General features: G+C 80.3%; 1 protein-coding gene. It reads right to left on the reverse strand.

Features of this window, described 5'->3' with window-relative positions; genetic code table 11:
- Nucleotides 1–294: 294 nt before the first annotated feature.
- Nucleotides 295–618 (reverse strand): helix-turn-helix domain-containing protein (locus tag ABEB16_RS21895; RefSeq protein ID WP_345714280.1); only part of this gene is annotated, 324 nt, incomplete at its 5' end.

Here is a 618-nt window from a genome sequence, read left to right on the forward strand (position 1 = left end):
GCCCTCGGGGGCCACGAGGTCCTCCCCCGCCGCCCGCCCCGCGCCCGCGACCCAGCGGGCGGCGGCCGCGACGGCCACGAGCAGCACCCCGGCACCGACCCCGACCACCACGCCCACCACCACGACCACCGTTCCCACGACGATCCCCTCCTCCCGCGGCGGGCGGTGCGCCCGCACCTCGAGGGTGCGCCCGGGAGCTGTGCCGCGGCAGCCGCCCCAGGTGTGAACTTCCTGGTCCCGCCGTGGGCCGATCCACCCCCCTCGGGGTCCGCCCGCAGGTGGACGCCGCGGGGCTCAGCCGTCGAGCAGGCCGCGGCGGCGGGCCACCGCGACGGCCTCCGTGCGCCCGGCCGCACCGAGCTTGGCGAGGATGTTCGACACGTGGACGCTCACCGTCTTGGCGCTGATCGAGAGGGCCTGCGCGACCTCGCGGTTGCTGCGGCCCAGCGCGACCAGCTCCAGCACCTCCCCCTCCCGAGGGGTGAGGGCCTCGCCCGCGGGGCGGGTGCCCGGGGCGCGCAGCTCCCGCAGCAGGGGTGCCGCCCGCAGCGCCCGCGCCACCTCCGCGCCGCGGGCGGCCTCGGCCTCGGCCTCACCGGTGCGCCCCGCGGCGCGCAG

The sequence above is a fragment of the Kineococcus glutinatus genome, from assembly GCF_039542765.1.
Taxonomy (GTDB): domain Bacteria; phylum Actinomycetota; class Actinomycetes; order Actinomycetales; family Kineococcaceae; genus Kineococcus_A; species Kineococcus_A glutinatus.